The sequence below is a fragment of the Aeromonas sp. PrichA-15 genome (genome assembly GCF_017939245.1).
Lineage (GTDB): Bacteria > Pseudomonadota > Gammaproteobacteria > Enterobacterales > Aeromonadaceae > Aeromonas > Aeromonas caviae.
In genome coordinates this window covers 1-21797 of record NZ_JAGKRH010000139.1, presented here as the reverse complement: position 1 = coordinate 21797, position 21797 = coordinate 1, and the positions used below count along the sequence as shown (strand labels likewise).

24 protein-coding genes are annotated in these 21797 nt (G+C 60.0%); 11 read left to right on the top strand and 13 right to left on the bottom strand.

What is annotated here, in order from left to right; translation table 11 throughout:
• The first annotated feature begins 157 nt into the window (after positions 1-157).
• Together J9889_RS16475 and J9889_RS16470 are read left to right on the top strand one after the other, a co-directional pair.
• Positions 158-592, top strand: coding sequence for an SRPBCC family protein (locus J9889_RS16475; protein ID WP_010673974.1), 435 nt, complete (start codon positions 158-160; stop codon positions 590-592).
• Positions 585-941 carry an RnfH family protein gene (locus tag J9889_RS16470; RefSeq protein ID WP_201996820.1) on the top strand — a complete coding sequence of 119 codons (357 nt, stop codon included), beginning with the start codon at positions 585-587 and terminating at the stop codon, positions 939-941. Before J9889_RS16475 ends, J9889_RS16470 begins: the two co-directional genes overlap by 8 nt.
• A gap of 67 nt (positions 942-1008) precedes the next feature.
• On the opposite strand, the gene J9889_RS16465 is transcribed toward J9889_RS16470, so the two are convergent.
• The 3 genes from J9889_RS16465 to yiaY form a co-directional block, all read right to left on the bottom strand.
• Complete coding sequence (locus tag J9889_RS16465) at positions 1009-1644, bottom strand: NAD-dependent epimerase/dehydratase family protein (RefSeq protein ID WP_201996819.1); 636 nt, start codon at positions 1642-1644, stop codon at positions 1009-1011.
• Positions 1645-1744: 100 nt separating this feature from the next.
• Positions 1745-2083: an outer membrane protein assembly factor BamE gene (locus J9889_RS16460; protein WP_029314185.1), complete on the bottom strand. Its 339-nt coding sequence runs from the start codon at positions 2081-2083 to the stop codon at positions 1745-1747.
• Positions 2084-2215: 132 nt separating this feature from the next.
• A complete protein-coding gene (gene yiaY, locus J9889_RS16455; protein WP_201996818.1) occupies positions 2216-3367 on the bottom strand; it encodes an L-threonine dehydrogenase in 1152 nt (383 codons plus the stop codon).
• A gap of 392 nt (positions 3368-3759) precedes the next feature.
• Here yiaY and udp point away from each other — a divergent pair, with 392 nt between their 5' ends.
• On the top strand, positions 3760-4515 hold the full coding sequence (udp, locus tag J9889_RS16450) for a uridine phosphorylase (protein WP_010674037.1): 756 nt from the start codon (positions 3760-3762) through the stop codon (positions 4513-4515).
• A 107-nt stretch (positions 4516-4622) separates the two neighbouring features.
• Here the strand turns inward: udp and J9889_RS16445 are convergent, their stop codons facing one another.
• Complete coding sequence (locus tag J9889_RS16445) at positions 4623-5387, bottom strand: RluA family pseudouridine synthase (protein WP_201996817.1); 765 nt, start codon at positions 5385-5387, stop codon at positions 4623-4625.
• A 161-nt stretch (positions 5388-5548) separates the two neighbouring features.
• Here J9889_RS16445 and rihA point away from each other — a divergent pair, with 161 nt between their 5' ends.
• Together rihA and J9889_RS16435 are read left to right on the top strand one after the other, a co-directional pair.
• Positions 5549-6484: a pyrimidine-specific ribonucleoside hydrolase RihA gene (gene rihA, locus J9889_RS16440; protein WP_010674039.1), complete on the top strand. Its 936-nt coding sequence runs from the start codon at positions 5549-5551 to the stop codon at positions 6482-6484.
• Between the two features lie 29 nt (positions 6485-6513).
• On the top strand, positions 6514-6990 hold the full coding sequence (locus tag J9889_RS16435; RefSeq protein WP_045525252.1) for a hypothetical protein: 477 nt from the start codon (positions 6514-6516) through the stop codon (positions 6988-6990).
• 96 nt (positions 6991-7086) lie between these two features.
• Here J9889_RS16435 and J9889_RS16430 read toward each other — a convergent pair whose 3' ends face one another.
• From J9889_RS16430 to J9889_RS16420, 3 genes are all read right to left on the bottom strand, one after another.
• Complete coding sequence (locus J9889_RS16430) at positions 7087-7383, bottom strand: winged helix-turn-helix domain-containing protein (protein WP_039039881.1); 297 nt, start codon at positions 7381-7383, stop codon at positions 7087-7089.
• Positions 7380-7910: a DUF1523 family protein gene (locus J9889_RS16425; RefSeq protein WP_010674042.1), complete on the bottom strand. Its 531-nt coding sequence runs from the start codon at positions 7908-7910 to the stop codon at positions 7380-7382. Before J9889_RS16425 ends, J9889_RS16430 begins: the two co-directional genes overlap by 4 nt.
• A gap of 178 nt (positions 7911-8088) precedes the next feature.
• The gene (locus tag J9889_RS16420; RefSeq protein WP_109112419.1) at positions 8089-9711 is read right to left on the bottom strand and encodes a methyl-accepting chemotaxis protein; all 1623 of its coding nucleotides are present in this window, start codon (positions 9709-9711) and stop codon (positions 8089-8091) included.
• Positions 9712-9875: 164 nt separating this feature from the next.
• Between J9889_RS16420 and J9889_RS16415 the strand changes: the two genes are divergently transcribed.
• On the top strand, positions 9876-10508 hold the full coding sequence (locus J9889_RS16415) for a LysE family translocator (RefSeq protein WP_029314220.1): 633 nt from the start codon (positions 9876-9878) through the stop codon (positions 10506-10508).
• A 126-nt stretch (positions 10509-10634) separates the two neighbouring features.
• Here J9889_RS16415 and J9889_RS16410 read toward each other — a convergent pair whose 3' ends face one another.
• The 6 genes from J9889_RS16410 to J9889_RS16385 form a co-directional block, all read right to left on the bottom strand.
• Positions 10635-11738 (bottom strand): beta-N-acetylglucosaminidase domain-containing protein, encoded by a 1104-nt coding sequence (locus J9889_RS16410; protein ID WP_160836882.1) that lies wholly within the window; start codon positions 11736-11738, stop codon positions 10635-10637.
• Positions 11739-11783: 45 nt separating this feature from the next.
• A complete protein-coding gene (locus J9889_RS16405; RefSeq protein WP_010674047.1) occupies positions 11784-13511 on the bottom strand; it encodes a potassium/proton antiporter in 1728 nt (575 codons plus the stop codon).
• 268 nt (positions 13512-13779) lie between these two features.
• Positions 13780-13926, bottom strand: a complete 147-nt coding sequence (locus J9889_RS16400; protein WP_010674048.1) for a hypothetical protein — start codon at positions 13924-13926, stop codon at positions 13780-13782.
• Positions 13926-14612, bottom strand: coding sequence for a M15 family metallopeptidase (locus tag J9889_RS16395; protein WP_039039936.1), 687 nt, complete (start codon positions 14610-14612; stop codon positions 13926-13928). The genes J9889_RS16400 and J9889_RS16395 overlap by 1 nt, the downstream gene beginning before the upstream one ends.
• 29 nt (positions 14613-14641) lie before the next feature.
• Positions 14642-15769 (bottom strand): succinyl-diaminopimelate desuccinylase, encoded by a 1128-nt coding sequence (dapE, locus tag J9889_RS16390; protein WP_010674050.1) that lies wholly within the window; start codon positions 15767-15769, stop codon positions 14642-14644.
• Between the two features lie 22 nt (positions 15770-15791).
• Positions 15792-16166 (bottom strand): ArsC family reductase, encoded by a 375-nt coding sequence (locus J9889_RS16385; RefSeq protein WP_053288949.1) that lies wholly within the window; start codon positions 16164-16166, stop codon positions 15792-15794.
• Between the two features lie 241 nt (positions 16167-16407).
• On the opposite strand from J9889_RS16385, the gene J9889_RS16380 reads away from it, so the two are divergent.
• From J9889_RS16380 to J9889_RS16360, 5 genes are all read left to right on the top strand, one after another.
• On the top strand, positions 16408-18114 hold the full coding sequence (locus tag J9889_RS16380) for a recombinase family protein (RefSeq protein WP_210557360.1): 1707 nt from the start codon (positions 16408-16410) through the stop codon (positions 18112-18114).
• Between the two features lie 26 nt (positions 18115-18140).
• Entirely contained in the window at positions 18141-19085 is a 945-nt protein-coding gene (locus tag J9889_RS16375) for a hypothetical protein (RefSeq protein WP_210557358.1), read from the top strand.
• Between the two features lie 378 nt (positions 19086-19463).
• Positions 19464-19601 (top strand): hypothetical protein, encoded by a 138-nt coding sequence (locus tag J9889_RS16370; protein WP_010674054.1) that lies wholly within the window; start codon positions 19464-19466, stop codon positions 19599-19601.
• Positions 19602-19713: 112 nt separating this feature from the next.
• Positions 19714-20262, top strand: a complete 549-nt coding sequence (locus tag J9889_RS16365; RefSeq protein WP_210557356.1) for a recombinase family protein — start codon at positions 19714-19716, stop codon at positions 20260-20262.
• Between the two features lie 121 nt (positions 20263-20383).
• Positions 20384-21433: a ParA family protein gene (locus J9889_RS16360; RefSeq protein ID WP_210557354.1), complete on the top strand. Its 1050-nt coding sequence runs from the start codon at positions 20384-20386 to the stop codon at positions 21431-21433.
• Positions 21434-21797: the final 364 nt, after the last annotated feature.

Below are 21797 nucleotides of genomic sequence, written 5' to 3'. Positions count from 1 at the left end.
AGCAGTTCGATGACGATTTTGAGGGAAGGGCGGGGCGAGAGCGGACCACACTGGCCGGAAAGTGTGCGATTGCCCTGCTTGGTGACCCGCGAACAGTTTCGGCGGTGATTTTGGCTGACAAGGTGATAAAATCGGGCCGATTGGATGAGGAAAACCCATGCCCCGTATTACTCGCAGTGCCCTGGTGATGTTCAGCGCGGAACAGATGTTCCGGCTGGTCAATGATGTTGATGCCTATCCTGAGTTCCTGCCCGGCTGTGTCGGCAGCCGTGTTCACGAGTCGGGTGAAGACTACATGATGGCCTCGGTCGATGTGGCCAAGGCGGGTATCGCCAAGACCTTTACCACGCGCAACCAGCTCGATGCCAATCGCACCATCAAGATGGAGCTGGTGGAGGGGCCTTTCAGCAAGCTGGCGGGATGGTGGACCTTCACGCCCCTGGACGTGGATGCCTGCAAGGTGGAGTTCGATCTCGACTTCGAGTTCACCTCCAAGCTCATTGAGCTGGCCTTTGGCCAGATCTTCCGCGAGCTGGTGAGCTCCATGGTGCTCGCCTTCTCCAATCGTGCCAAGGTGGTTTACGGTGTCTGAGCTCCTCAATATCGAAGTGGCCTATGCCCTGCCCGAGCGGCAGACGGTGCTGTGCATCCGGGTCGCGCCCGAGACCAGCGTGCTGGCGGCCATCGAACAGTCCGGCATCCTGCAAAAGCACCCGGAGATCGACCTGTCGGTCAACAAGTTCGGTATCTACAGCCGTCCGGTAAAGGGCGCAGAGCCGGTGCAGGAGGGGGATCGCATCGAGATCTATCGCTCTCTCATCGCCGACCCCAAGGAGATGCGCAAGAAGCGGGCGGAGAAAGCCAAGGAAGAGGGGCGCGCCGATGTGGTCACCGGCGGGCGACCCGATGTGCACCGCAAGCGAGACGATGCCGGCACCTGACGGATGATGGGCTGTGACAAGGGGCGCCGTGGCGCCCCTTTGTGATCGTCTCGCCCGGCACAGGGCATCACAGGGTGAGCAGGCGCTCGTTTTCCACCGTCTCTATCCCGTTCTCCTGGATGGCAAGGCACGCCATGGCGTGCGCCACCTGACTGGCCTCGATGGCACGCCAGCGGCGCAGCGACCCGCGCAGCAGGGGCTTGACCAGCGGATAGATGGCCTGGATGATCTGCTCCGAACGGCGCGCAGGTTCGCGATGGCCGAGCAGCATGGCCGGGCGCAGGATGACGAGCCGCTGCCACTCCTGGGTCAGCAGGGCCTGCTCCATCTCGCCCTTGGTGCGGGGATAGAGGGCAGGGGAGCCCGGGTTGGCGCCCAGACTGGAGACCACCAGCAGGCGGCGGCAGCCGTGGCGACGGGCGAGCGCGGCAAAGGCCAGCACATAGTCGAAATCGACCCGGCGAAAGGCCTCAGCCGAGCCGGCATCCTTGCGGGTGGTGCCAAGGCAGCAGAAGGCAATGTCCACAGGGGAGGGCAGCGTCAATCTGTCCAGCGCGTCGAACGAGGTGGGCAGCCAGGTGCGTCCCGGAGCGGGATCGCCCGGTTTGCGGCAGAGCAGGAGGAGGTCGTGCTCCGTCCCCAGCTCGCGCAGCAAGGCTTTGCCAATCAGACCGGTGGCGCCGGCAATCAGGAATCGACTCATGATGATCTCCTCGGGGCAATGAGGCATCCAGAGTGTGGCCCGGCGACATCACCGGGGCCAGATAGAACAAAACCGGCAGAAGCCGGTTTTGTAATGTCATCTAGAGCGGTGTGGTGAAGGCGGCAGGGAGAGGGAAATCACCGGTCACGGTGGCCAGTCTGTCACCCACGAAGTTGAGGGTCAGCTCCTTGCGCTCCTTGTCGCCCCGACCGGGCTGGAACTCATAGAGGTAGTACCAGGTGTTGGGGTCAAAGCTGTCGCGCAACATGGGAGAACCCAGCACGAACTCGACCTGTTCGCGGGTCATGCCTTGGCGCAGCTTGTCGACCTGCTTTTGTTCCACATAGTTGCCCTGGGGAATATCGATGCGATAGACCAGGCTGCAACCGGACAGGGTGAGGGCGGTCAGGGCCGCGGCAATCAGGTGTTTCATCCGCATATCGGGTTCAGATCATCCATACAGTCTTTTTAGCTCGGCAAATCATACCCACTCCCCGTGCGGAAGTAAAAAGCCATTGATCCATCAGCCAATAAAAAGGGCCGCGTGGCGGCCCTGGCAGATCTTGCCCCCTTACATGGCGGCGCGGAAGATGGCGACGATCTCCGCGTGAGTCGCCTGCCTGGGGTTGGTGAGACCACAGGCATCCTTGAGCGCATTGGTGGCCAGCACGTCGAGGTCGTCGGCCCTGACCCCGAGCTGCTCCAGACCGGCGGGGATCTTGACGTCGCGAGCCAGTTGCCGGATGGCGTCAATGGCTGCCGCCGCACCCTGCTCATCGCTCATGGCGCTCACATCCACCCCCATATGACGGGCTACATCCTTGAGCCGGCCGGCGCACACCCGGGCGTTGTAGGCCTGGACATGGGGCAGCAGCACCGCATTGCACACCCCGTGGGGCAGGTCGTAGAAGCCGCCGAGCTGGTGAGCCATGGCGTGCACATAGCCCAGGCTTGCGTTGTTGAAGGCCATGCCGGCCAGGAACTGGGCATAGGCCATCTGCTCGCGGGCATGGAGATCCTCCCCCTGATGCACGGCGGTGCGAAGGTGTTCGGCAATCAGTGCGATGGCCATCACGGCGCTGGCGTCGGTGACCGGGGTGGCGGCGGTGGAGACATAGGCTTCGATGGCGTGGGTCAGGGCATCCATGCCGGTGGCGGCGGTGAGGCCGGCGGGCTTGGCCAGCATCAGTTCCGGGTCGTTGACCGACATCAGCGGCGTGACGTGCTTGTCGATGATGGCCATTTTCACCTGACGGGATTCGTCGGTAATGATGCAAAAACGGGTCATCTCGGAGGCGGTGCCGGCGGTGGTATTGATGGCGATGAGCGGCAACTGCGGCTTGGCGGAGCGATCAACCCCCTCGTAATCCTTGATGCTGCCCCCGTTGGCGGCCACCAGGGCGATGCCCTTGGCGCAGTCGTGGGGTGAGCCGCCGCCGAGCGAAATGACGCAGTCGCAGCCGTGGGCCCGGATCATCGCAAGACCCGCCTCGACGTTGGCCACGGTGGGATTGGGTCTGGTCTCATCGAACACCACTGCGTCGATGCCGTGCTCGGCCAGGAGGGCGGCAAGCCGGCCCACCACGCCAATCTGGCCCAGGATCTTGTCGGTGACGATGAGCGCCTTGCGATAGCCATGTCCCTGGATATCCACTGCCGCCTCCTGCAGGCAGCCCGCCCCCATCAGGTTGATTGCGGGAATGTAGAACTTGAATGTCGCCATGATGGACTCCGTATGATTAGCCATTAAGTGGTATGCGGGCGCCAACATAACAGCGTCGGAGGGGATGAGAAGGGGTCAATGGTATCTCGTTTGCAACTTTGTGGACTCGATCGCGCTCTTTAAATGGACGGTCGCTCAAGGCTTGACAAGGGATGGGAGTGCAAAAGGAACGTAAAAACGTTTTTCAAGAAATTCATCATCTTAGCAAACGTTTCGCGCCATTTTTGTCAGCTTTGAAGCGCAGAAGTGTGAGGCGCATCAAGGAATTGGAAAGCGCTTTCGACCATAGTTGGCGCCTCCCCGGATGAGGGGACACCGGCTTGAAAGTACCGTAAAGAATCACCTTAACTGCACTCGGCTGCCATGCGGCGGGGCGCAACCAGGAGTCCACTATGTCTGATGTATTTCACTTGGGTTTGAAAAAAGCGGATCTGCAAGGCGCCACCCTGGCGATCGTCCCCGGTGACCCCGAGCGCGTGAAGCGCATCGCAGAGCTGTTGGACAACCCGGTGCACCTGGCCAGCCATCGTGAATTCACCACCTGGCGCGGCGAGATGGACGGCAAGGCCGTGATCATCTGCTCCACCGGTATCGGTGGCCCGTCCACCTCCATCGCGGTGGAAGAGCTGGCCCAACTGGGTATCCGTACCTTCCTGCGCATCGGCACCACCGGCGCCATCCAGCCGCACCTGAACGTGGGCGACGTGATCGTCACTACCGGCTCCGTGCGCCTCGACGGTGCCAGCCTGCACTTCGCGCCGATGGAGTTCCCGGCAGTGGCCGACTTTGACTGCACCACCGCCCTGGTAAACACCGCCAAGGAGCTGGGCTCCAAGCTGCATGTGGGCGTCACTGCTTCTTCTGACACCTTCTACCCGGGTCAGGAGCGTTACGACACCGTATCCGGTCGCGTGGTACAACGTTTCCAGGGTTCCATGAAAGAGTGGCAAGCCATGGGCGTGCTGAACTACGAGATGGAGTCCGCCACTCTGCTGACCATGTGTACCAGCCAGGGCCTGCGTGCGGGCATGGTGGCCGGTGTCATCGTGAACCGTACCCAGCAGGAAATCCCGAACGCCGAAACCATGGCGAAAACCGAATCTGATGCCATCAAGATCGTGCTGGGCGCCGCCCGCAAGCTGATCTGATAGCACCACACCGAGTGGGGGGTGGGGGCCGTTGCGAAAGCGCGGCCCCTATCTTTATCCGCCGTTTGCCCCTTTTGCCTTCCTGGCCCTGCTTTCCCCCTTCTTCGTTACCCCTGTTGTACCGTCATGGCCGCCAGTGCCTGCGCAAAGGGCGCTTCACAGCGGATCTGTACCGCTTCGCCGCTCACCGGGTGCACAAAACCGAGTTCACTGGCGTGCAGCATCAGTCTGGGGGCCCGTTCGCAGCCGGGCAGGAGCAGGCCGCCATAGAGATCGCATCCCAGGATGGGATGGCCCAGCCACTGGCTGTGGATGCGCAGCTGGTGGGTGCGCCCGGTTTCCGGTACCAGCCTGACCCGGGTCAATGGCACCGGCTGGCCTGCCCCCTCCAGGGTGAGCCGCTCCATCACCCGATAGCGTGAGCGGGCGGGTTTGCCGCTGGCGGCGCAGATGCTCATCAGCGGGAACAGCGCCGGATCCTTGGCGATGGATGCGTCGATGACGCCCTCATCCACCGCCAGATGGCCGCAGAGCAGTGCCTCGTAAGCCTTGCTCACGGTGCGCTGGCTGAACTGGTGGCAGAGCAGGGCGTTGATGCTCTTGCTTTTGGCCACCACCATGACGCCCGAGGTGCCAAAGTCGAGGCGGTGCACCAGGGTGCAGCCGGGGTAATCCTGTACCAGCCGGTAATGGACCGAATCGAGGTTCTGCGGGTTCTTGCCCGAGAGGCTCAGCAGGCCGCTCGGCTTGTTGATGAGCAGCAGATGCGCATCCTCAAACAGGATCTCGATGGTGGCGGCGCAGGGCGGGGCGATGAAGGTGTCGACGATGACGGACATGGGGTAGCCGGACGATGAAGGGGGAGGAATCATACCCGAACGATGGCGGCGCGGCGAATCTGGATGTCCGCTCCCAAGGCCTGTCGCCAAGTACTTGATCTCGTTGGTTGAGGCGTTTTGTGACTCCCTCCTGAGTTCATCTGGCCATCTCTTGCTAAGGTATGGCTCCCTGTCATGTTGTAAGGAGTCTGTCCATGGCGTTGCCCGTTATTCTCGATTGCGATCCCGGCCACGATGATGCCATCGCCCTCATTCTGGCGCTGGCGAGCCCCGAGCTGAAGGTGCTGGCGGTCACCACCAGCGCGGGCAACCAGACCCCGGACAAGACCCTCAACAATGCCCTGCGCATCCTGACCCTGCTCGGCCGCGACGACATCCCGGTTGCGGCGGGGGCAGCCAAGCCCCTGGCCCGTGAGCTCATCATCGCCGACAACGTCCACGGCGAATCGGGGCTGGACGGCCCAGAGCTGCCGGATCCCGCCTTTGCTCCCCGGGCGATGAGCGCCCTTGAACTGATGGCCAGATGTCTGCGCGAGAGCCCGGAGCCGGTCACCCTGGTGCCGACCGGGCCGCTCACCAACATTGCCCTCTTGCTGGCGGCCCACCCCGAGCTCAAGCAGAAGATCGCCCGCATCGTACTGATGGGGGGCGCCGCCGGTGCGGGCAACTGGACCCCCGCGGCGGAATTCAATATTTATGTGGATCCCGAAGCGGCCGATATGGTCTTCAAGTCGGGGCTGCCCATCACCATGTGCGGGCTGGACGTGACCCACGAGGCCCAGGTGATGGACGAGGATATCGAGCGGGTACGCGCCATTCCCAACCCGGTGGCGCAGTGTGTGGCACAGCTGCTCGACTTTTTCATGATCTATCATCGGGATCCCAAGTGGGGATTTGCTGGCGCGCCGCTCCATGACCCCTGTACCATCGCCTGGCTGCTGGCGCCCTCCCTGTTTCACGGGGTGGAGTGCCGGGTCGATATCGAAACCGGCGGGACCCATACCCTGGGGATGACGGTGGTGGATCGCTACGACCTGACCGGCAAACCGGCCAATGCCCTGGTGCTGCTGGGGCTCGACAGGGTAGGTTTCATCGAGTTGCTGGTGCAGCGACTGCGCTCATTTGGTTGACATCCTGGACATCGGATAAGGGGTTGGGAATGTGGAAAGGGACGTTGGCGCTGCTGACATGCATGCAACTGACGGGTTGCGCGACCCCGTTCGAGAAGATGTGGCAGGGGCTGGCGACCTGCGAGCTGGACACCCTTCATCTCGACATCGAGACTGGGCGCCCGGCCAATCCGCAGCTCGCCATGTATACCCCTGACAAGGTGAGCGAGGGCTTTGCCTGGTACAAGGTCCATCAGGAGTTGCACGGCCTGCCCATCGTCGGCTTCCTGGTGCCAGCCTCCACCTTCGAGGTACATGCCCTCTTCGTGGATACCCCCATCGCCAATGCCCGCAGGCTGACCCACAACGCCTATGGCAGCGAATTTTCCGACGAGAGGCTGCATGACGAGGGGATGGCCCCCCTGTTGCTGCGCGACCCCAACAATCCCAAGCGCTCCATCATCGACTGCACCCGGGGTGAGTCGGCGGAGCCGCTGCCGGAAGCGTCTTTCGGCGAAGGGGAGTGAGTCCGGGGGAGGGCAACGGGATATCAGGCCAGACAAGAAAGGGGCCAGCCGCAAGGCTGGCCCCTTCTCTATGGGAGCAGACCCGGGTCCGGGGTGTCAGGGATACCCCAGGGTCTGCCTGATGACGGGAAGCTGCGCAGCAATCCAGGCCGGATTGATGGGCCCCCAGTCGCTGATGCGGTAGTGCCCCTGCAGATGGCGAGCCCCCTCGGTCTGCTCGAAGGCGCACTGGATGTCGAGCTCAGCCAGGGCGCTGAGGGTGTCCTGGGCGGTGCGGCGCGGCATGCCGGTCGCCTCCATGATGGCGGGCACGGTGTCCGTGCCCTGACTGATGAGGTGAGCCACGTAGAGCCGGCGATAGAAGCTGGTGCGGGTCTTGCTCGGCTCGCTCATATCTCGTCCTCGAGGCGATCGAAGTAGCGCCAGGTGGCGATGGCCGCCTTGCCCATCACCAGGGCCCAGACACCGAACCAGAACCAGCGGAAGAAGCTCCAGGTGGAGGCATCGGGCTCGGTGCTCGCGATCTTGGTGACGTTGGGGAACATGGAGAACATGTTCACGCGCCAGCCGTAGGAGGTGATGATGGCCAGGCGTTTTTCGAACTCCATGGACTTGGCCTTGGCCTGGACGTCGGCGGCGTTGAACTTGAAGTAGAAGGGCCAGCCCCATTCGGTGTCTTCATTGCGAAACACCCGGATCTTCTCGCCGGGGCGTTCGGTGTAGATGTAATAGACGTCGGTGGTGGGGCCGTCAGCCGGGTTCTTCTGGCTGATGGGGCCATCCTTGTCGGTGCGCTTCACCTCCACCCCGGTGATGGTGGCGATGGTGTGCTCCGGCAGATAGAAATCGAGCCAGAGTGCGGAGAGCAGGGCGATGAGGCCGAGCATGATAAAAGCGGGTTTCTTGAACTTCAGGCTCATGATGATCTCTCGATGAGGGGGAGTGACGTGCCTCTACCATACCCACATTTGTGCATGCAGCCCAGCCCCCAATGACACCTTGATGGCAAAAACCCGTTTTAAACAGGAGGCGTGAAGGGGGAGGGGCAAGTGCGGGGCCAGCGCCGGGCCCCACGGTATCGAAGAGATCCTCGCAGTATCAGAGCTGGAACTGGGCGAGCTGCCTGCGCTGCTGCTCGGCGAGCTGTGACAGTTCGTGACTGGCGGCGGCACTCTGGCTGATGCCGGCGGCGTTCTGGTTCACGATCTCGTGGATGTTGGTGAGGTTGCGGCTGATGTCGGCGGTGACGCAGGATTGTTGTTCTGCCGCGGTCGCCACCTGGGCGTTGGCACCGTTGATCTGGTTGACCGCGTCCGTGATGCCCCCCAGCAAGGCCTGTACCTCGGCGGAGAGCTGCCGGTTGTGGCCGAGGATCTCCAGGGTCTGCTGCACGCCGCTGTTGGCGGAGAGGGACTGGCTCTGCAACTGCTCGATGATGGCCTGGATCTCCTTGGTGGAGTCCTGGGTACGGGCAGCCAGCAGGCGCACTTCGTCGGCCACCACCGCAAAGCCGCGGCCGCTTTCACCGGCGCGGGCCGCCTCGATGGCGGCGTTGAGGGCCAGCAGGTTGGTCTGCTCCGAAATGCTCTGAATGACTTCGATCACCTTGCCGATCTGCTCGGACTGGGACTTGAGCCTGGCCACCACAGTCGCGGCGTTCTCCAGACTGCCCGCCATGCGGCCGTTGGCCTCGATGCTTTCGGCAAACAGGGCCAGCCCCTGCTCGACCCGACTGTTGGCATCCCGGGCCAGCTCGTCGGCCAGGGCGGCGTTGTGGTTGACGTTGTCGGCGGTGCTGGCCAGCTCGGTGACGGCGGAGGCCACCTGTTCGGTCTCACCCCGCTGCTGCTGGGCGTTGACCTCTGCCTGGGTCATCACAGCGGCAAGCTCGGTGGCGGCGGAGGCCACATTGCCGCTGATGCCGGTCAGGGTCTGGATGGTGTTGGCAAGCTGGCTCAGGGTCCGGTTGATATCCCTGGCGAGCTGGCCCAGCTCGTTGTTGCCTTCGGCATTGGCACGCACGTTGAAGCGGCCGAGGGCGACGGCGTGCATCACCTCCTGCAACTGGCCGATGGGCTGCACGATGCGCCCGGAGATCCACCAGCCACCCAGCAGGGCCGCGATCAGGGTGCCCCCCATCAGCAGCAGGGTGCGCAGCAGGGTCGCGCGGTCGTGGGCCTGCTCCTCGGCAATCTCAGTCTGGGTCAGCTGATTGATGTGGACGGACATGGCATCGATCTGCTTGATGAGCGCCTCCCCCAGATCGCGAAAGTGCAGGCGGGCCTGCTCATAGGCGGCGGGATCGCCACTGCCTTGGTACTTGGCGGTCAGCAGGGGCAGCATGCTGCTGCGGGTATGGCCGAGGTAGGCCTGCAGGGCGGCCGCGACCTGACGGTTGTCCTGCTCGGCACCGGTGACAACCAGTCTGGTCAGGATGGCGCCAATCTCCTGTTCGGCGGCGGAGAGCTGGGCCGGCAACTGGGCGAAGAGGGCCTCATCGTAGAGGCCGTAGATGGCGTTGGTGCGCAGCCGGTAGGTGGCGTGGATCAGGGCCGCAATGTCGTCCTTGTGGCGGGTGACGCTGGCGGTGGTTTCATTCATGTCCTGAATGGCACCGTCGATTTCCTGTTTGCTGATCACGGCCATCAGCAGCATCAACAGGCTGGCGAGCAGGAGAGGGATAAGCACTTGAAGACGAATGGACAGATTATTCAATGACATGAAAGATCCTAACCCGAAAGAGGAGTGAGGCGGTATCTTACACAGACGCGACAATCCTTGTCACAGGGTTTTTAATGCTGAATTCTTGCTGAATGAAAAGGTTTTTCTTGTGTTAAAAGAGTGTGATAGGCAAGATCGTCTGCTTGTTACCCTGGAGGTGTAGTGTGTCCGACTGGATTGATCCCGCCATCTTGGCGCTCTTTATTCCCACGTTCTTTTTTGTCTCAGTAACCCCCGGTATGTGCATGACCCTGGCGATGACCCTGGGCATGAGTCTGGGGGTGCGCCGTACCCTGCACATGATGTGGGGGGAGCTTGTCGGCGTCGGCCTGGTCTCCGTGCTGTCGGTGGTCGGGGTGGCGGCAGTCATGCTCAACTACCCGGCCCTGTTCTCAGCATTCAAATATGTAGGTGGCGCCTACCTGGTCTGGCTTGGCATCCAGATGTGGCAGGCCAAGGGCAAGATGGCCATCCCGGCGGATCTCTCGGCGGGCCAGCAGACCAGCTCCATGGGGCTGGCCGTGCAGGGGTTCGTGACCGCCATCGCCAACCCCAAGGGGTGGGCCTTCATGGTCTCCCTGCTGCCCCCCTTCATCAATGCGGCCAAGCCGATGGCACCCCAGATAGGGGCCCTGGTCGCGCTCATCCTGGTCATCGAGTTCTCCTGCCTGATGCTCTATGCCAGCGGTGGCCGCACCTTGCGCCATTTCCTCGCCAAGAGCGGCAATGTCACTCTGATGAACCGGATCGCGGGCTCTCTCATGCTGTTTGTCGGGGTCTGGCTGGCCTTCGGTTAAACACCCGCTCAATCAGCCGCCCTATGTGACGCCATGGGGCACCTGAAGAGAGATGATGCAAAAAGGCCACCTCCCTGCTCGGGAGGTGGCCTTTTACATAGGCCCGTTTTTCATGGACTCATGGGGTCAGTCGGTCAGGCAGTCCGGATCGAACACGTATTCCCCGGCCAGCCAGCGCAGGATCTCGTTCACGCAGGCCTGATCCTGGAAAGGCAGGTAGCGGCTCTTGAGGTGGATGACCTGCTCGGGGGTGAGCTGGGTCAGACCGATGTCCTGGAAGAGCGGCAGGTCGGCCTGGATCATGGCGGAGATCTGCGGCCCGCAGGTGGCGTTGAGGGAAGCGTGCAGCGCCTTGTCAGGATCGTACTGCTTGCCGAGCTTGTAGCTCATGGGCAGGGTGGCGAGCGGCAGGGCCGAGAGGGCCGCCTGCTTCATGGGATTGACCGCATGGCCGCTCACGAGATCCGCCAGCTCTGCCGGACGGTTTTCGAAGGCGCGCAGGTGCAGGAAGCTGCTCGCCTTGCTGCCGTCATTGACCGGATAGTTGTCCCACAGGAAGGGTTTGCGATGGAGCCAGTCTGCGGCCTGTTTGAGGTGGGCAGCCGGATACTCGGTGGAGCAGACTTTGGGGCCGGTCCAGAAGACATCGATGCGCTTGTCGAGCCCCTGACCCAGATCCTGCAGATAGTGGGGGGGCATGGCACCGAACACCTTCTCCAGCACGGGATCCGTGCTGTAGTAGCTGGGGCAGAACAGCAGGCGGCCTGCGTCGGTGTGGGCCGCGATGTCGTGGGCGATGGTGAGCTGCCAGTGGGCGAGATCCGGGGTGTCCCCCTTCATGTCGTCAAACAGGATCGCCAGGATATCGGGCTTGAGCGCCTCCTCGATGAGCCTCACCTTCTCCAGCAGGGCGGGTCGCTGGCGGGCATAGTCGTGATGGGCCCCCATGGGGCTCAGGCCCACCCCGAAGGCCAGACCGTTCTCCCGGCACTGGCGGGCGAGCTGGCACAGGGCTTCAAGCTGGTCGGCGGGCCAGGGTGTGGCCCAGTGCTTGCGCAGGTAGCCGTCTTCCTTGGGGGCGTAGAGGTAGAAGCCATAGCCGTGGCGGGGCAGCCACTGGGCGTAGCGGGCACGGGCTTCCCAGCTCCAGCCCTTGCCAAAGAAACCCTCGATGAGGCCCAGCTTGGGCGAGGGAGGATACAGACCGGACAACAGGGTTTGATAAGGCATGGTTCACTCCCTTCTCACACAAATGCGGGCTACGATGGCCGGCGCCTAGACGGGGTCTTCTTCCAGGAAGCGTACCCCTATCTTGCGGGGTTCACCCTCTTCCATTTCCGCCACCGTCCAGAGCAGTCCCTGCCAGGCAACATGGTCACCGACCACCAGATTATCGCCCAACTGGTGGGCAATAAAATCGCCGAGGCTCTGATCCGCCACCTCGCTCACATCCAGCCCGTAGAGCGGGGCGAGATCCACCAGCCTGGCGTTGGCCTCCAGCAGGAAGTCACCGAAGAAGCGCGGGCCCAGATCCTGCTCCGGCGCCTGGCTGAAGAGCTGACCGAGGGCGGGCAGGTCGTGCTCGTGGCCGATGACGCAGAGGATGTCATCGGATTGCAGGCAGGTACTGCCCGAGGGGTGGAGCAGCTCCTGGCCGCGGAACAGGGCGCAGATGCGGGTGCCCTGAGGCATGCGCAGCTCCCGCAAGGGGGAGCCGATGCACCACTTCTCGGCGCTCAGGCGATAGACGAAGGTCTCCCACTGGCTGTCGAGATCGATTTCCAGCCCAGAGCGGTTGATGGGAGAGGGCGGTGCGGGCACCTCCACTCGCGCCAGCTTTGATGCCAGCGGCAGCGAGCTGCCCTGCAGGATGAGCGAAACCAGCACCACGAAGAAGGCGACATTGAAGTAGAGCTGGGCATTGGGCAGCCCCGCCATCATGGGGAAGACCGCCAGGATGATGGGCACGGCGCCGCGCAGCCCCACCCAGGAGATGAACCAGCGCTCGCGCGGCGCGAAGTTCTTGAACGGCAGCAGTCCAATCCAGACCGACACCGGACGGGCAAACAGGATCATCCACATGGCCAGGGCCAGTGCCGGCAGGGCGATGGGCAGCAGCTTGTGGGGCGAGGCGAGCAGCCCCAGCACCAGGAACATGCCGATCTGGCTGAGCCAGGTCAGGCCGTCCAGCACGGAGAGGGTGGTGCTGCGGCTGCGCAGGGAGAGGTTGCCAAGCAGCAGGCCGGTGAGGTAGATGGCGAGGATGCCGCTGCCCCCCACCGCCGTGGTGAGGGCGAAGATGAGCAGGCCGCCGCTCACAGTGAGCAGGGGATAGAGACCGGGGGCGAGCTTGGCACTGTTGATGAGCTTCCACAGCAGCCAGCCCCCCGCAAGGCCGATGCCAGCGCCCAGACCAAACTGCTTGACGAGTTGCAGCAGCAGGAAGCCGGCATCCAGCCCCTGCTGGGCGGTGGCCAGCACCTCGATCAGGGTGACGGTGAGAAAGACCGCCATGGGATCGTTGCTGCCCGATTCAATCTCCAGGGTGGCGCTGACCCGCTCGTTGAGGCTGCGCCCGCCGAGCAGGGAGAAGACCGCCGCCGCATCGGTGGAGCCGACGATGGCACCGATGAGCATCCCCTGCATCAGGTTGAGGTCGAACAGCCAGGCGGCGGCGAGGCCCGTGAGACCTGTGGTGATGGCCACCCCGACCGTAGCCAGCGAGAGCGCGGGCCAGAGCGCGACCCGAAAAGAGGAGACCCGGGTGCGCATGCCGCCGTCCAGCAGAATGATGGCCAGTGCCAGGTTGCCCACCAGGTAGGCGACCGAGTAGTCGGCGAAGTGGATGCCGCCGGGACCATCCTCACCCGCCAGCATGCCGACGGCGAGGAAGATGACCAGGATGGGGATGCCGACTCTGGAGGAGAGTGCGCTCAACAGGACACTGGCGCCCACCAACAGGGCACCGATGAAGAAGAAACTGTTGACGGTGGTGGCATCCAATGGCGAACTCCTTATGGCGGGCTGCAAAACAGGCACATTATATGCAGATTGACCCCCTTTGTGTGGCTTAATTGTGCATTGTTTTGCAGTTTTTTACGTTTGTTGCGCAGTTTTCAAGCAGGGCGAGGGCGGAGTGCCCGCGCGGGAAAGCGCAGGGAAAGGGGGCAATGGATGGGACTTTCAGTGCAGGCAGAGGGGGGCGGCAGAAGGCGAAAAAATACCGTGGACGGGAAGGGTGCAGGAGCGCCGACGGGCTCCTGCGAGGGGGTCAGTCGTCCTCGTCGTCCTTGACCTCCCGGATCTTGTCCTTGTACTTGGGCAGCTGTTTCTCGAGCTGCTTCATGTCCTTGATGGCGTTGAGAAACAGGCCGAGCAGAAACAGCAGCGGCAAGCCTATCCATAACCACAAGCTCATCAGAATCTCCTTTCGTGGTGTGCCGGGGTGACATAGCGGGCCAGGATCTCGTCGAGATGAGCCAGGATGCACTCCTTGCCTTCAATATCCGCCCGTTCCAGACAAAGCGCCAGCGCCGCCGGATCCAGGGCCAGCCCGTCGGATTCGGGCGCGAAGCTCAGGTGCCAGGGCTCGTAGGCCACCCCCTGATCCGGTTGCTCCCCTTTTGCATAGGGCAGGAAGAAGCCGAAGTCGTTCATGTGATCGTCCAGCCATTCGCGCAAATCGGCAAACCAGCCGCCCGCTTCATACTCCCAGGGTTCCAGCGCGAGCCGGGTGCCGGCGGGCAGGCAGTCCGGATCGTAGATGTCGAGATCCGTGCCCCAGTGATGGCGGCTGGTGCCGGGCAGGGCGCTCCAGTGCAGGATGGCGTGCAGTCGTTCGGTCTCGCCCAGTTGCAGGGCATCGAGGGGCTGGTTGTTCGCATCCAGCAGAGGGCGCTCCCCGCGCCACTTGCCGTTCCAGATGGCGAGCTGGCGCTCGAAGCCGCGCCAGCTGGAGGCCGCCTGCAGGTTGAAACCGGCATGGGCGGCAGCCACCTGCATGTCGTTGAAGGCCGCCGCGGTGGCGGCGGTCAGACGATGGGGGCCGCGCCCCACCAGGATGAGGTGGCTCTCATCCAGCCCAAGCAGTTGATCCTGATTCATGGTCTGGTCTCTCTTGTCCGGAGCGCTGCTCATGCCAGCAGTCGTGCCAGCACCCCTTGGTACATGTCCGCCAGCAGATCCAGATCGTCCGCCTTCACGCACTCGTTCACCTTGTGGATGGTGGCGTTGACCGGGCCGAGCTCGATGACTTCCGCCCCGGTGGGAGCGATGAAGCGCCCATCGGACGTGCCCCCCGTGGTGAGCAGGGCCGGCTGCTGGCCGTTCACTGCCGCCACGGCGGCGACGGTGGCGTCCAGCAGGGCGCCGGTGTCGGTCAGGAAGGGCTGGCCGGAGAGGGTCCACTTCAGCTCGAAGTCCAGGCCGTGACGGGTCAGCAGCGCCTCGACCCGCTCGCGGATAGCCGCATCGGTGAGCTCGGTGCTGAAGCGGAAGTTGAACTGGACCTGCAACTCCCCCGGGATGACGTTGGAGGCGCCGGTGCCGCCCTGGATGTTGGCGATCTGGAAGCTGGTGGGGGGGAAGTAGGCGTTGCCCTTGTCCCACTCGATGGCGGCGAGCTCCGCCAGCGCCGGGGCCGCCTTGTGGATAGGGTTGTCCGCCAGATGGGGGTAGGCGACGTGGCCCTGCACCCCGCGCACCAGCAGATCGCCGGTGATGGAGCCGCGACGGCCGTTCTTCACCACGTCCCCGACCTGGGCGGTGGAGGAGGGTTCGCCGACGATGCACCAGCGGATCTTCTCGTTGCGTGCCTCCAGGGTGTCGATGACGCGCACCGTGCCGTTGATGAAGGGCCCCTCTTCATCCGAGGTGATGAGAAACGCGATGGAGCCCTTGTGGTCCGGGTGCTCGGCCACGAAGCGCTCGGTCGCCACCACCATGGCGGCCAGAGACCCCTTCATGTCGGCGGCGCCCCGGCCATGGAGCATGCCGTCCTTGATGGTCGGCTCGAATGGCGGGGTGTCCCACTTCTCCAGGGGGCCGGCGGGCACCACGTCGGTGTGGCCGGCGAAGCAGAAGAGGGGACCCTCGCTGCCACGGCGTGCCCAGAGGTTGGTGGTGTCCTCGAAGACCATGGGTTCGATGACGAACCCCAGGCGCGCGAGGCGCTCCGCCATCAGGGTCTGGCACCCTTCATCCAGGGGGGTCACGGAGGGGCGGCTGATCAGATCCTTGGCCAGTGTGATGACGTCCGACATCGGTGTTCCTTAACAGAAAAAGTTAACGGGAGAAGAGGGATTGATAGAGGTCTGCCTTGAAGCCCAGGGTCAGGGTACCGTCCTGGTCCAGCAGCGGGCGCTTGATCATGGCCGGGTGGGCCAGCAGCAGGTCACGGGCCTTGGCGGTGTCGAGCCCCTGTTTTTCTGCTTCCGGCAGGGCGCGGAAGGTGGTGCCACGGGTGTTGAGCAGGGCTTCCCAGCCCAGCTTGGCGAGCCAGAGATCGAGCTGCTCCGGACTCAGACCGTCGGCGCGGTGATCGTGAAAGCGGTAATCGATACCCGCCTCCTCCAGCCACTTGCGGGCCTTCTTGATGGTGTCGCAGTTTTTGGGAGAAATGCCGTATAGCACGACTTTGCATTCGGTCTTGTTTTCCATGGAGTTCACCGTGTTCCGTTCAATGGGCAATAGCATACAGACGATCACTATGCAGGGAAACGTGGCTGCCTTGGGCTGGTCGTCTGGCGGTGGGCTGGTTCTGCTGCATTGTGGCTTGCTCGGCAAAAATAACTTCAACTGAATATTGTGTAAAGTGCCGACATGCTGGTAGGCTCATCCCATCTTAATTTTCAGCCGTGCTCACTTGCTTCCGATGTGAGCCAATCGCAAAGGAGTTGCCATGAGTCGCCCCATCAAAGCCTATTCCTATATTCGGTTCAGTACCCCCAAGCAGGCGCAAGGGGATAGTTACCGTCGCCAGCTTCAGCAGGCTATGGATTACTGTGCTGAGCACAACCTCCAGCTTGATGACAAGACGATTGATGATTTCGGCACGAGTGCATTTCGTGGTGCCAACATGTCTGAAGGGGCGTTAGGTCGCTTCGTTGATGCTGTGAAGCACGGTGAGATTGAACAGGGGTCATACCTGTTGGTTGAGTCAGTAGATCGTCTGAGCAGACAAGCAGTAGAAGAGGCCCTTGAACAGTTCCTAGCTATTGTGAGGGCGGGGATTGTCATTGTAACCCTCTCCGATAAGCAGGTCTTTCGTAGAGGTCAGGTGGACTTCACCAAGCTGATAGTCTCAATCGTCTACATGGCTCGTGCTAATGATGAGTCAGAGATGAAAAGCCGTCGGAGCCGTGCCGCATGGTCAAATGGCCGTGAGCAGGCAAGAAAGAACAACAAAGTGATAGCTAACTCCCGTCTACCTTCATGGCTCACTAGGGATGGGGAGCAGATCGTCCCTATCTCTGAACGAGTAGCTATTGTGAACGAGATGTTTGAAATGGCGAAGTCAGGCTGTGGCTATGAGCAGATTGCTAAGGTATTCCTAGACAAAGGCTACAAAACATTCGGCAAAGAGGCTGACTGGCGTCCGGCAGGTATTCAAGCGGTCATCAAGAGTCAAGCGGTGATCGGTGTTTTCCAGCCACATGTCATTGAGAACGGCCATCGGGTGCCTGCTGATGAGCCAATCTTGGGGTACTACCCCACGATAGTCTCCCCAGCCTTGTTTGAAGAGGTGCAACACCTTATCAGCAAGAGAAACAAGCATAGTGGTTCCTATCGCAAGGGAACCTTTAACAATCTCTTCAGTGGTGTACTTCGCTGTCAGTGTGGTGAGTCATTACGTTATCAAAACAAAGGGCGAGCAGGGAGCCCAAGAAACTATCTGGTTTGTCCCAAGCAAAACACCGCAGGGTGCAAATTACCGAACATGCTTTACGAAAAGATTGAACCACAACTTTTGCAAGCAGTGTTCTTGCTGAACAGGGTAATGAAGCAACGGGTTGAGGGGGAGGATAAAACAATCGCTCTTAGAACCATGTTAGCCGAATTACGAGTTCAGCTAGAGGTTGAGACCCAGAAGAGAAAGAAGGCCGCTCAACTTGTGCTGGATAACGATAATGATGCGGATTATCGAGTCTTGTTCGAGCAATGCAAGAAGAAGACGCAAGCCTTAGAAAAGCAAATTCAACGAGCTGAAAGTGACCTTATGAGCCGGGAGCTATCAGTGAAAACGCTCCAATACTTCATAGATCCTAAAGACCTTTGCAGTACGGAGCAACGCCAACGATTCAACGGTCAGTTGAAAACAGCGTTGAAGGAAATTCGATTCCGCTTTGATGGCGGCTATCTGTGGGCTGAGTATATGGACATTGATGGTAGTCGCGTGTTGACGCAGACCTTTGAAGACAAGTTGGCGGGGAGTTCGATTTATGACGGGTCTAGCTACCTAGTAAGAAAGACTCAAACTGAAGCTCCTTATGGTGTTGACCCTTCTGTTATGCAGCAAGAGATGGACGATTACATTCGAAATCTCCAGAAGAATGATGATGGCACGGATCCGGATTTCGAAGATTTGAGCTCGGCATATTCCAAGTAAAAAGCTGTCAGGAGGCGCTATTGAACATGACAGCAATTTTCATTGGCCAACCTGCCCGAGGAATCATCGACCCAGAAGCATTGCTATCTCAGATACCCGGGTTCAGCCAGCGAAGCACTCGGCGATTCAGTCAGTATGTCAGGCGGGCAATAGACAACATCCGGCAGGTGCAGGGACTTGACCTGCCGGAGGTTCCTGAACCGGATAATGGATTGGGGACGTGGACTCCCTTACAAGCCTTGGCTGTGTTGACCTATGGTCCCAGCTCTCACTTGAACCTGAGGCTAATAGCGGAGATTGAGCAGCTTACCGGGCTGGAGTTACCGCACGATGAAAAGCAAAGCCGCCATGAGGCTGCGTTTTACGTGGAGTACTTGACCCCGCTACTTGCCTCTTTAGAAGAACAACAGCCGGGTTTGCAAACAGAGGTGATCCCGCAGTTTTTCTGTGACCCCTACCATGTTGATTTCCGCGTCGGGTTCAGATGGTTCGATCCGGATGGCAGATACTTCGACAGGCCGATCCGGCAGGAAGCGTACTTGCTGGAGTTTGACGAAGCCTATCATCTGGAGCCAGCGAACCGCCAAGCAGACCACCAGCGTGATGCCTACATCGATCAGCAGACGGGCCTCAGACCGCTCAGGATTCGCCATGAGGAGCAAGAGCTGTGGGCTACCATTTGCCGGACTCAGGGACGCATCCTAAGCGTGGAGGAGTACCTGCAAGGGCTGCTGGGGGCGATGGCAGAGCCGGGCGATAGCCGACATTTCGACATCACACGGGTGTCTGCCCAGAGTGCTTATACCTGCGATCCTGCCGGGTATCTGCGATATCCAGCTCAGCCGGGACGAGACCTAAAAGTGATTGCAGAGCGGCTTGGCTGGCGGTTGAGTCAGAGGCATAGCGGTAATCTGGCCTATCACCGTCTAACCCCGCCGCGAGTGACTGCCAATCGACACATTTTGGGGTGATGTGTCTGGTCAATTTGAGTCTCATCGACACATCCAACAACGTGTTCATGGGCTTTTCGGCGGCATGTGTCTGGTGTGTCGCCTGTTCCAGCCCGATATAGATACCCGATTTGTTACTCAGAGACTTATCTATTTACTGCACCGAGGGGGGAGCCCACAAGCCACCCGAAGGAGACAAATCAAGAAGATGGCAACGATCCCGCTCAGTTGGCGGCCCTGAAAAAACTATCCCAAACCCCACCAGCACAAGGAAAGCGAGCAGGCAACATTCAGACACTACGCCGGTATAAGACTGATGAGATAAACCCCATAGGAGAACCCCATGGAAAACATCACATCTGGCCCCTTGTCGGGAGCCATCCAGCAAGGAGAAGGCGTATGAATGAGCAGCAAGGAAACCCGTTACTGAAAGCGTTGGAGGCGGCACTGCTGGCAGCCTTGGGCGTCCTCATCAAGGAGGCCGTCAACTCGATGCAGACACCGCCGCCCCCACCGAAGGAGCCAGACGCTCAATAGACCATGCCCGTGTGACAGACCGGAAGCCCCCCAGCAACCCCTGTCACACGGGTTGGAATATGGGTTTTGATACGTTTTTCTTGCAGGGTCTTGAGCCTATTGGGAGGCCATCATGGCAATCATCGGGTATGCCCGTGTCTCGACCACGGGGCAATCGCTGGAGCAACAACTGACAGCTCTGGCGGAGTGCGAAAAAGTCTTTCATGAGAAGGTCAGCGGTAGTAAGACGGATAGGCCGCAGCTACAGGCAATGCTCGAGTTTGTCCGTTCTGGGGACGTGCTAAAAGTGACCAAATTGGATCGTCTGGCCCGGAACACTCGCCATCTGCTGGAGATCACAGACCAGCTGCACGCTAAAGGGGTAACATTGCAGATCCAGAATTTGGGCATCGACACGGCCACTCCGACAGGCAAGCTGATGCTGACGATGATCGGAGCTATCGCCACGTTCGAGCGGGAAATCATGTTGGAGCGTCAGGCAGAGGGGATCGCCTTGGCGAAGGCCAAAGGTGTCTACAAGGGAAGAAAGCCATCGGCTAGGGAAAAAGGGCCTCAAATTATGTCCCTTCTCGCCCAAGGAAAATCCAAAAACTCTATCTCTTTGCTGCTAGGGGTCAGTCTATCAAGTATCCACCGTATAGTTCGTCAAGCAGGAACATAATCGGGCTTTATTAACAAAAAGTAGATTAGGGGGTTGATTTTGACTCCCTAGATCACAAGATCTCACCTGTCTCAACTAGGCCTTCACTTTGGGGAAAACGATGGCAACAACGATTTATGCGATGTACAACAACAAAGGCGGCGTTGGTAAGACAACGTTAGGATTTAACCTCGCAGCGGAGTATGCGGCCCGTCATCCTGACACCCAAGTGCTGGTTATTGATTTATGCCCACAGGCAAATATTTCACAATACTTACTTGGCGGTGGAGATAGAGGATACGAGCGAAACCAGAACCTTCAATCCAGAAGAACGCGTAGAAACGTTGTTGGTTTTTTGGATTGGTTACTCGAAGGAAACTCTGGGTTCACTCGGATACCACAATCGTTCAAAACTCAGGTTCATACTTACAATGATGTAATAGCGGAGAACCTGTTCTTGATCGCGGGTGATTCGTTCCTTGAATCACTTGCTCTGTCTTTAAACTATGCAGTGATCAACCCTGCGAATAGGCAGGCGTGGCAGCAGTACATGACTGCAATCCGTCGTTTGTGTGAACTTGAGCATGAAGCTGACTATGAAGACATGGTTGTCTTCATCGACTGCAACCCGAGCTTCTCCATATACACCCAAATGGCTCTTGTTTCTTCTGATAGGTTAATCATCCCAATGATGGCTGATTACTCATCTTTGGAAGGGCTAAAAGGGATAATGACTCTTTTATATGCTCATTACCCTACAGCCGCAGCACAGACATATGCTGAAAAATTTGTTACTTTCCATTCGAAAGTCGCTGAAAACGACCTGCCTCTTCCGACGATGGATAGATTCATTTTCAACAACTACACCACTAATAATGGTGTCGCAACAGCATATGATGCGATTAAGTCTGCCTTATGCGAGTTTGCGTATGAGCAATTCGTAAATTATCCAGATCTTTTCACCCCGCCAACAGTGCCTATTCACAATGTCAGACATTGGAAACGGCATTTCCTGTCTGAAGTCAAAGACTTCCATACCTCGGGAAAAGTATCTGCAACATTAGGCATCCCGTTATTAAACCTACCTGCACAGACTTATTACACCATGCCAACTGGCGAAGAGGTGCAGGTTGTGAGGGCTCGTTACGAAGAAGCACGTCAACATATTGATGAGTTAGTTGATTGCTTTTGACGATACACAGGGTTTCATTCGTTAATCAAGAAAGGGGCTTAGCCCCTTTTTTGCGGCCCTTATATATCTAACTGCTCGCAGTTCTTGATGCCATAGAGGGTGGTGGCCATGGGGGATCCTTTGTCTGCGGGCCGGCGGCCCTGAAATCGAGCAAGGGCCCGATTCTGGCATTGTGGTCTCCCCATGGCAACGCTCATGGCCGGATGGGCTGGTTTTACCCGTCATTCCGCACCTGATTTTGCTATTTTCAGTGCTTGACGGCGATCGGCAGTTCTGATCTATTACTCTCTTTTGCAGGTAGATCATCATGGCCGCACCCGCTATCTCGATCCGTAACCTCGATCACCTTGGTTTGGTCGCCGCA